This window comes from Nocardia sp. NPDC004722 (assembly GCF_053601505.1).
The window spans coordinates 1-7947 of sequence record NZ_JBSGBY010000399.1; the positions used below are offsets into that span (position 1 = coordinate 1).

The 7947-nt window shown below is 68.1% G+C and carries 8 protein-coding genes and 1 pseudogene; 5 read left to right on the plus strand and 4 right to left on the minus strand.

Annotation, left to right across the window (positions count from 1 at the left end; genetic code table 11):
- The first annotated feature begins 51 nt into the window (after positions 1–51).
- The 5 genes from ACWELQ_RS30855 to ACWELQ_RS30875 all read left to right on the plus strand — a co-directional run bounded on the left by ACWELQ_RS30855 (position 52) and on the right by ACWELQ_RS30875 (position 5225).
- On the plus strand, positions 52–498 hold the full coding sequence (locus ACWELQ_RS30855) for a Zn-ribbon domain-containing OB-fold protein (RefSeq protein ID WP_452400548.1): 447 nt from the start codon (positions 52–54) through the stop codon (positions 496–498).
- Positions 491–1690, plus strand: coding sequence for a lipid-transfer protein (locus ACWELQ_RS30860; RefSeq protein WP_452400549.1), 1200 nt, complete (start codon positions 491–493; stop codon positions 1688–1690). The genes ACWELQ_RS30855 and ACWELQ_RS30860 overlap by 8 nt, the downstream gene beginning before the upstream one ends.
- Positions 1691–1873: 183 nt before the next feature.
- On the plus strand, positions 1874–3262 hold the full coding sequence (locus ACWELQ_RS30865) for an ABC1 kinase family protein (RefSeq protein ID WP_452400550.1): 1389 nt from the start codon (positions 1874–1876) through the stop codon (positions 3260–3262).
- Between the two features lie 82 nt (positions 3263–3344).
- Positions 3345–3593 carry a hypothetical protein gene (locus ACWELQ_RS30870; RefSeq protein WP_452400551.1) on the plus strand — a complete coding sequence of 83 codons (249 nt, stop codon included), beginning with the start codon at positions 3345–3347 and terminating at the stop codon, positions 3591–3593.
- Between the two features lie 165 nt (positions 3594–3758).
- Positions 3759–5225, plus strand: coding sequence for a glyceraldehyde-3-phosphate dehydrogenase (locus ACWELQ_RS30875; RefSeq protein WP_452400552.1), 1467 nt, complete (start codon positions 3759–3761; stop codon positions 5223–5225).
- Positions 5226–5289: 64 nt separating this feature from the next.
- Here ACWELQ_RS30875 and ACWELQ_RS30880 read toward each other — a convergent pair whose 3' ends face one another.
- The 4 genes and pseudogenes from ACWELQ_RS30880 to ACWELQ_RS30895 form a co-directional block, all read right to left on the minus strand.
- Entirely contained in the window at positions 5290–5955 is a 666-nt protein-coding gene (locus ACWELQ_RS30880; RefSeq protein ID WP_452400553.1) for a hypothetical protein, read from the minus strand.
- A gap of 122 nt (positions 5956–6077) precedes the next feature.
- The gene (locus tag ACWELQ_RS30885; RefSeq protein ID WP_452400554.1) at positions 6078–6320 is read right to left on the minus strand and encodes a hypothetical protein; all 243 of its coding nucleotides are present in this window, start codon (positions 6318–6320) and stop codon (positions 6078–6080) included.
- Positions 6321–6418: 98 nt separating this feature from the next.
- Complete coding sequence (locus ACWELQ_RS30890) at positions 6419–7162, minus strand: hypothetical protein (RefSeq protein WP_452400555.1); 744 nt, start codon at positions 7160–7162, stop codon at positions 6419–6421.
- A gap of 184 nt (positions 7163–7346) precedes the next feature.
- Positions 7347–7947: pseudogene (locus ACWELQ_RS30895) on the minus strand (hypothetical protein); the annotation flags it as partial.

Sequence of the window (7947 nt, forward strand, 5' to 3'; positions counted from 1 at the left end):
GGAGCGACTCACCGGCGGCTCGCGCGGCGATAGCCGTACGCGGCGGGGATCGTGCAGAAAGAACAACGCCCTGCCGTGGCCGACTGGTTCACGTCGGAGGACGGCGCGGTCCGGCTGAAGGGGAGTCGCTGCAAAGACTGCGGCACACCGTACTTCCCACGGAACTCGCTGGCCTGCCGCAATCCGCAATGTGAAGGGTCCAAGGACGGGTCGGAGCTCGAGGAATACCTCTTCTCCACGCGCGGCCGGATCTGGTCGTACGCGGACGCCCGCTACAAGCCACCCGCCCCGTACGTCTCGGGCGATCCCTTCCAGCCGTATGTCGTCGCGGCCGTGGAGCTCGAGGTCGAGAAGATGGTGATCCTCGGCCAGGTCGTGGCCGGATTCACCGTCGACGATCTGGCCGTCGGCATGCCGGTCGAGCTGGCTGTGGGCACGCTCTACGAGGACGAGGAAGCCGAGCACACGGTGTGGAAGTGGAGGCCGGTCAATGACTGACAACGAGCGCGATATCGCCGTCCTCGGCGCGGGCATGCACCCGTGGGGCAAGTGGGGACGCAACTTCGTCGAATACGGATTGGTCGCCGCGCGTGCGGCACTCGCGGACGCGGGCATCGACTACCGCGATGTCGGCTACATCGCTGGCGCGGACACCATCCGCAACGGCTACCCCGGCTTCGTCGCGGGCGCGACCTTCGCGCAGGCGCTGGGCTGGTCGGGTGCGCGCATCTCGAGCAGCTACGCCGCCTGTGCCTCCGGTGCGCAGGCCATCGCCAACGCGCGCGCCCAGATCCTGGCCGGGCTGACCGATGTGGCGCTGGTGGTCGGCGCGGACACCACCCCGAAGGGCTTCTTCCAGCCGGTCGGCGGCGAGCGCCGCGACGATCCGGACTGGCTGCGCTTCCACCTGCTCGGCGCGACCAACCCCATCTATTTCGCGCTCTACGCGCGCCGCCGGATGGCGCTGCACGGCGCCACGCTCGACGACTTCGCCGCAGTCAAGGTGAAGAACGCGCGCCACGGGTTGAACAACCCGAACGCGCGCTACCGCAAGGAGGTGTCGGTCGAGGAGATCGCCGCCTCGGCGATCGTGTCGGATCCGCTGCGGCTGCTCGACATCTGCGCCACCAGCGACGGCGGCGCGGCGCTGGTGCTGACCTCGATGGACTACGCGCGACGCCACGGTGTTGCCGATCCCGTTCGGATCAAGGCGCTCTCGACGGTCACGCCGACGTTCCCGAAGACCGTGCTGGATCTGCCGGACTTCTCGACCGATTCGGCCGTGGCCGTGGAGCCGCCGTCGCGGACCTTCCGCTCGGCCATCGCGCACGCCGCCTACGAGGAGGCCGGACTCGGGCCCGACGAGCTGTCGTTCGCGGAGGTCTACGACCTCTCGACCGCGCTGGAACTGGACTGGTACGAGGACATCGGCCTGTGCGAGGAAGGCGGCGCGGAAGCGTTGCTGCGCAGCGGCGCAACGACTTTGGGTGGCCGGGTGCCGGTCAATCCCAGCGGCGGGCTGGCCTGCTTCGGTGAGGCGATCCCGGCGCAGGCCATCGCCCAGGTCTGTGAGATGACCTGGCAGCTGCGCGGGCAGGCCGACGGCCGCCAGGTCGAGGGCGCGCGGGCGGGTATCGCGGTGAACCAGGGCTTGTTCGGCCACGGCTCGGCGCTCATCGCCGCACGCTGAACGCGGCCATCGCCGCGCCGACATCGGCGCGGCGATGGTTGGGCTGCCTGTTTGCTGCGAACATTTTTGTTCACCGCCGGGTTCGAATGTGTGCCAGACTACAGACCGCAAGACGGTAGGCGGTTCGGCATGGTTGGAACTGAATCGGGGGTCGGTGTGGGACGGGTAATCCCATTTCCGGGTGTGAAGCGCGCGAACGGGCAGTCGATGCCGACGAATCGGCTGGCCCGCGACGCCAAGCTGGCCACGTTGCCGGTCGCGTACGCCGGACGGCGGGTGGCCGGGCGCGGTCGCCGGTTGCTGGGGCGGTCGGCGGCCGATATCGATCGGCAGGTGCAATTGCGTACCGCCGAGCACCTTTTCGAGGTGCTCGGAGAATTGAAGGGCTGCGCCGCCAAGGTCGGGCAGATGGCCGCCGTCTACCGGTCCATCCTGCCGTTCGACGCGGTCGGCCCCGAATGGGCGGAGCTGGCCGAGGCGGCGGGCGAGGCCATGAGCCGATTGCAGGATTCGGTCCCGCCGATGCTGCCCGGGCTGGTGCGGCAGGTGCTGGCGGCGAACTTCGGCGACGAATGGCGCGACCTGTTCCGCAGTTTCGAGGATCGCCCGGCCGCGGCCGCCTCGCTGGGGCAGGTGCATCGGGCGGTCTGGCACGACGGGCGCGAGGTCGCCGTGAAGGTGATGTACCCGGGCGCGCGGGAGGCGGCCGCCGCGGACCTGCGCACGCTGCGCGGACTGACCGGAGTCATCGGCGCGGTCATGCCGGGCGCGGATGTCGGGGCCATTGTCGAGGTGGTCTGCCAAATGGTGACCGGGGAACTGGATTACCGGCAGGAGGCCGCCCATCAGCGGATCTTCGCGGCGGCGTTCGCCGGTGACTCGCGGTTCCTGGTGCCCGACGTGATCGAATGCGCCGACGAGGTGCTGATCAGCGAATGGGTGCCCGGCAAGTCCTTCGGCAGCCTGGTCGCGGACGCGAGCGCCGGGGACCGCAGCCGCGCCGGTCTCGCCATTCTCGAATTCCTGGAAGCCGCGAAACTGCGCTGCGAAATGCTCTACAGCGATGTGCATCCCGGAAATTTTCTGTTGCTGCCCGACGGGCGCATCGGTGTTGTCGATTTCGGGGCGTGCGCGCCGGTTCCCCCGCATTTGCGGCGACTCGTCGCCGATCTCGGTGACGCGCTCTACAACGGGACCCCGGAACAGCTCGAAACCTCCTTGCGCGCCTATGGATTCGTGCAGCCGGGGCAGGAGTTCGACGTCGACGAGTTGGTTCGCATCGTCGCTCCGTTCCTGGATGTGCTGCTGGAGGACGATTTTCGGCTGACCACCGAGTGGATGCGGGAGCAGGTCGGGGTGATCACCCGCATCCAGCTCTCCAATGTCTTCCGGCAGATGACGCTGCCGCCGGAGCTCACCACGATGGCGCGGGCGGCGGTGTCGGCGATGGGCGTGCTCTGCCAGCTCGGCACCGGTCCGATCAAGGATGTATTCCTGTGCGGCTGGCCGGAATTGGCCGAGGTCGTGCGCACCTATGAGATTGGTAGCAAACGGGCCGAAACGCTCATGTGAATTGGCGATGTTTCATATGCTCTGGCGCGCGGAGTGGGGGACGACTGCACCCGCTCCGGTGCACAGATAAGAGGACAGTTTTATGAAACGAACCATTATCGCGGGCTTCGCGGCCTGCGCGCTGCTCGGCGCCGGGATGGGAACGGCTGCGGCGGACGGGATTCCGCTCACCGGCGCGGACGTCGACATCATCTCGCCCGGCTCGGCCGGTGACTTCGGCCAGGCCGTCGGGGCCGGGTCCGTCAACGCGGGCAGTGCGGCCGCGGGACTCGGCAGCGCGTTCAGCGGCGGCTACCTCGACGGGGTGCTCAGCAGTCTCTCGGCCCACTAGCACCCGAATCGGGCGGAGGCGGTCGTGTCGGGCGGCCGCCCTCGGAGCGATCCGGAGACCACAGGAGCGATCTGGATCTCACATGCGGGGAGCCGCGGATTGTGATACCCAGCCCCTGGATAGCATCGGTTCTCGTACGGATCGGCCAGACCCCGAGGACTTGTGTTGACTACCGACCATCTTGACCGCTGGAATGCTCACGAGGCAGCCGCGGAGGCGATGATTCCGATCATCGGAAAGCTCTACCGCGACAAGGGCGTGACGATCCTGCTGCACAGCCGGTCGCTGGTGAACAAATCAGTGATCAGCATTCTGCGGACCCACCGGTTCGCACGGCAGATCGAGGGCGAGGAGCTGTCGGTCGACGAGACCTTCCCGTTCCTCGAGGTGCTCAGCGCGATGGACCTGGGCCCGAGCAAGGTCGACCTGGGACGCCTGGTCATGGCCTACCGCGCCGACCAGCGCGGGCTGTCGGTGCCGGAATTCACCGCCGACGTGCTGGCCGACATCACCGCCGCCAACAAGGCGCAGGCCCCGGGCCCGCGCGATGTCGTGCTCTACGGCTTCGGGCGCATCGGGCGACTGGTGGCCCGGCTGCTCATCGAGAAGGTCGGCTCCGGCAACGGCCTCAACGTACGGGCCGTCGTGGTGCGCAAGGGTGGCGAGGAAGACCTGGTCAAGCGGGCCTCGCTGCTGCGGCGCGACTCGGTGCACGGGCAGTTCAACGGGACCATCAAGGTCGACGCCGAGAACTCCTCGATCATCGCCAACGGCAACGTGATCAAGTTCATCTACAGCAACGACCCGTCGGAGATCGACTACACCGAGTACGGGATCCACGACGCCATCCTGATCGACAACACCGGCAAGTGGCGCGATCGTGAGGGGCTCGAGAAGCACCTGCGGCCGGGCATCGCGAAGGTCGTGCTGACCGCGCCCGGCAAGGGCGATGTGCCGAATATCGTGCACGGGGTCAATCACCGGGAGCTGGATCTGTCGCAGACCATCTACTCCTGCGCGTCCTGCACCACCAACGCCATCGTGCCGCCGCTCAAGGCGATGGACGACGAATTCGGCATCGTGCGCGGGCACGTGGAGACGGTGCACTCGTTCACCAATGACCAGAACCTGCTGGACAACTACCACAAGTCTGATCGTCGCGGCCGGTCCGCGCCGTTCAACCTGGTGCTGACCGAGACCGGCGCGCAGTCCGCGGTGAAGAAGGCCATGCCGGACTTCGCGGCCAAGATCACCGGCAGCTCGATTCGCGTTCCCACGCCGGATGTCTCGGTCGCGATCCTGAATCTGCAGCTGCGCCGCGAGACCACGCGCGAGGAGGTGCTCGACTACCTGCGGCAGGTGTCGCTGTCGGGTCCGCTGAGCCGCAATCTGGATTTCACGGCGGCCACCGATGTGGTGTCCAGCGACTTCATCGGGTCGCGGGCGGCCTCGATCGTGGACGCCAACGCCACCATCGTCGACGGTGACACCGCGATCCTGTACCTGTGGTACGACAACGAATTCGGTTACTCGTGCCAGGTGGTGCGGACCGTGCAGTACATCTCCGGGATCGAGTACCCGACCTACCCGCAGCTGGGCGAGGCGGCGCTGGTGCCGGTCGCGGCGGGCTGACAAGCCACGTCGCACAGACGAATTCGGGCCCCGGCGGTGATTTCGCCGGGGCCCGATCGTCGTTCTAGCTCGCGTTCGCGACCGGCTGCCAGCACACCACGCGGGGCGGCTGCGGGGTGACCGTCGCCCCGGCGGGCATGGCGCACTGACCGGTGTCGGTGCTGCCGTCGAAACGCGCGCCGACCTGCGCGGTCACGCCCGCGGTGTTCTTGGCGGCGCAGTCGACCGGGGTGATCTGATTGACGTCGGCCTGCATGCTGAAGCAGTCGCCGACCTTCACGTTCGGGGCGAAGCACAGCGAGTGGTTGCCGTCGGTCAGGACGAAATAGGCCGCGTCCTTGAGCTTTCCGTCCGGGCAGGTGGCGCCGTTGGTGACCGCGGCGGCCAGTTCGTAGACGGCGGCGTGATCGGCGCAGGCGGCGGGATGGATCTTGCCGATCTGGGCGGTGCGGTACTCGCTCGCGGTCACGCAGTTGCCGACGGCCAGTTCGGGATCGTGGGTGGCCGTGGTGGTGGTGCGGGTGATGGTGGCGAGCAGGCCGAGCGCCAGGATCAGGACACCCGCGACGGCGACGAAGGTGCCGGTGTTGCTGGGAAGCCGGGCGGAGCCGTTCGCGGCCGGGGCGGATCCGTTTGCGGCCGAGGCGGTGGCGGGCGTCGCCTTCGAGCGGGAGCGCAGGACCAGGCCGGCGACCACCAGGACCACGCCGATCGCGGGGATGATGAACACAGTCTTTCGATTCCTTCCGGTCCGGTGACGGACACGGCCAGGAACGTACCTCGCGACGGGTTCCGGTGAGGCTGTTTTTAAATGAACGTGTTCCTGATTTTCCCGGGGTTCGGGATCAGGCCCTACTGATCGGCCAGCTTGCCCGCGGGATACCGCAGGTGATCGGCGGCGGTGCACTTGATCCGCCACTTCAGCAGATTGGCGACCGCCAGGATCGTCGCCGCGGCCAGCGCGGTCAGCAGGAACCGCTGATCGCGCGGATCGAGCACGGCCAGCAGGCCCAGCCCGACCAGGAAGGTGACGACATTGACCATCGCGAACGCCACCTGCTGGTTGGGGTTGAGCGCCTTGGTGGTTGGGGGCATTGCGACTCCTCGGATCACGTACATCGCCACGGTTCGACTGACCGAATCGACGCTAGTCAGCGATGACGAGTCCGCGAAGGGACAAACGCCCCCGGTCGCTACGCGTTGCAGTCGTGCTTGAAGTAGAGCTTGTCCGACCAGCGCTGGGAGTTCGGGTCGTAGGCCTGGATGTAGGCGTCGTTGCCGCCCTTGCAGGCCGCGTGGAAGCCGGAGGTGGGGTCCCACATGTTGGTCTCGTAGCCGAAGGAGGCGCCCGGGTAGCCGTTGTGCTGGGACGCGGTGACGGTGTAGGTGGCCAGGCGGGTTCCGTTGTCGCGGTTGACGATCAGGGTGATGGTGCCCTTGTTGAAGTGGTCGCCATTGATCTTGAATTCGCTGCCCGCGTCGGAGACGACCGTGCAGACGTCGCCGGTGCACTTGTTGCCGGAGGTGTAGGTGGTCAGCCAGATATTGAGCGACGCCTTGCGGGACGCGGCGGCGGCATTGTCGTCCTTGGCCTGCTGGCGCACCGCGGTGGTGACGCAGACGACATCGCCGGTGTAGGCCTCACGCCAGACGAATCCATTGACGCAGGTGTCGGGGCCGTACGCGCCGCCGCCCGCCCGGCGCGAGGCGGCGGCCGCGTTGTCGGCCTTGGCCTGATCGCGGTTGGCGGGGCTGACGCAGACGTGGTCGGCCGCATTGGCCTCGCGCCACACGTAGCCCTCCTGACAGGTGTCGGGGCCGTAGTCGCCGCCGGCATTGGCGACGCCCATGCCGGACAGGAATCCGAAGCTGGCGGTACCGACGACGGCCGCCGCGAGCGCGGCGCGGGTGGCGGTACGAACGTGGTTGGCGATCATCGGTGGTGGGTCCTTCATTTCGTTGCTGCTCGATGCGGTGCTGCTCGAGTGCACTGAGAATGAGGTCACCCACCAACGAACGACCAATGGAAAACTCACGGCGTGCGGCGAGCTAACCGGGACCGTCACCTCGCGCGGGGTGCGGTCCCGGCTGGCCCGAGCGCTGGCCGAATACGCCTGCTGATCAGGAGGTTTCGTTGGCGGTGTCGGAGAGCCAGTTGCGCAGCCAGCCGGTGGCCGTGGTGCCGTTGCCGTCGACGATGTAGCGCGGATAGGACTGGTGCACGCCGGAGGCCAGGAACTGCTGGACCTGGCGCAGCCACTGCTCGCCCGCCGGATCGTCGGCGGGTGCGGACAGGATGGCCGACCAGCCCGGCATCAGCGCCTCGGCCAGGATGTTCTGGAAGGTCAGCACATAACTGGGGATCTGGAGCGGATCCTGGGCGGTGAGCTGGGTGAGCAGGCCCGCCGAGCGGCCCGCCAGATCGTCGGTCGGGACCGAGCAGTAGAGATCGCCCGCCGCGCAGAAGGTGCGGACCTTCGGGCTCAGCCAGCCGAAGCCGCCCGCCCGCGCGCCGCCCGCCCCGGTGCCGGGGACCTGCGGGCCGACGATGGCGTCGGTGGGGGAGCGGCGCGGGTCGGAGACCAGGCCGACGGCGGCGACCCGGTCGGGCGGGATGACGCCGAGGCCGGTGCCGATCTCCGAGGCCAGGTCACCGGCCGCGTCCGCGCCGCCGAGCCGAATCCAGGTGGCCAAGAAGGCCGCCAAGGAATTCGCCGACGGA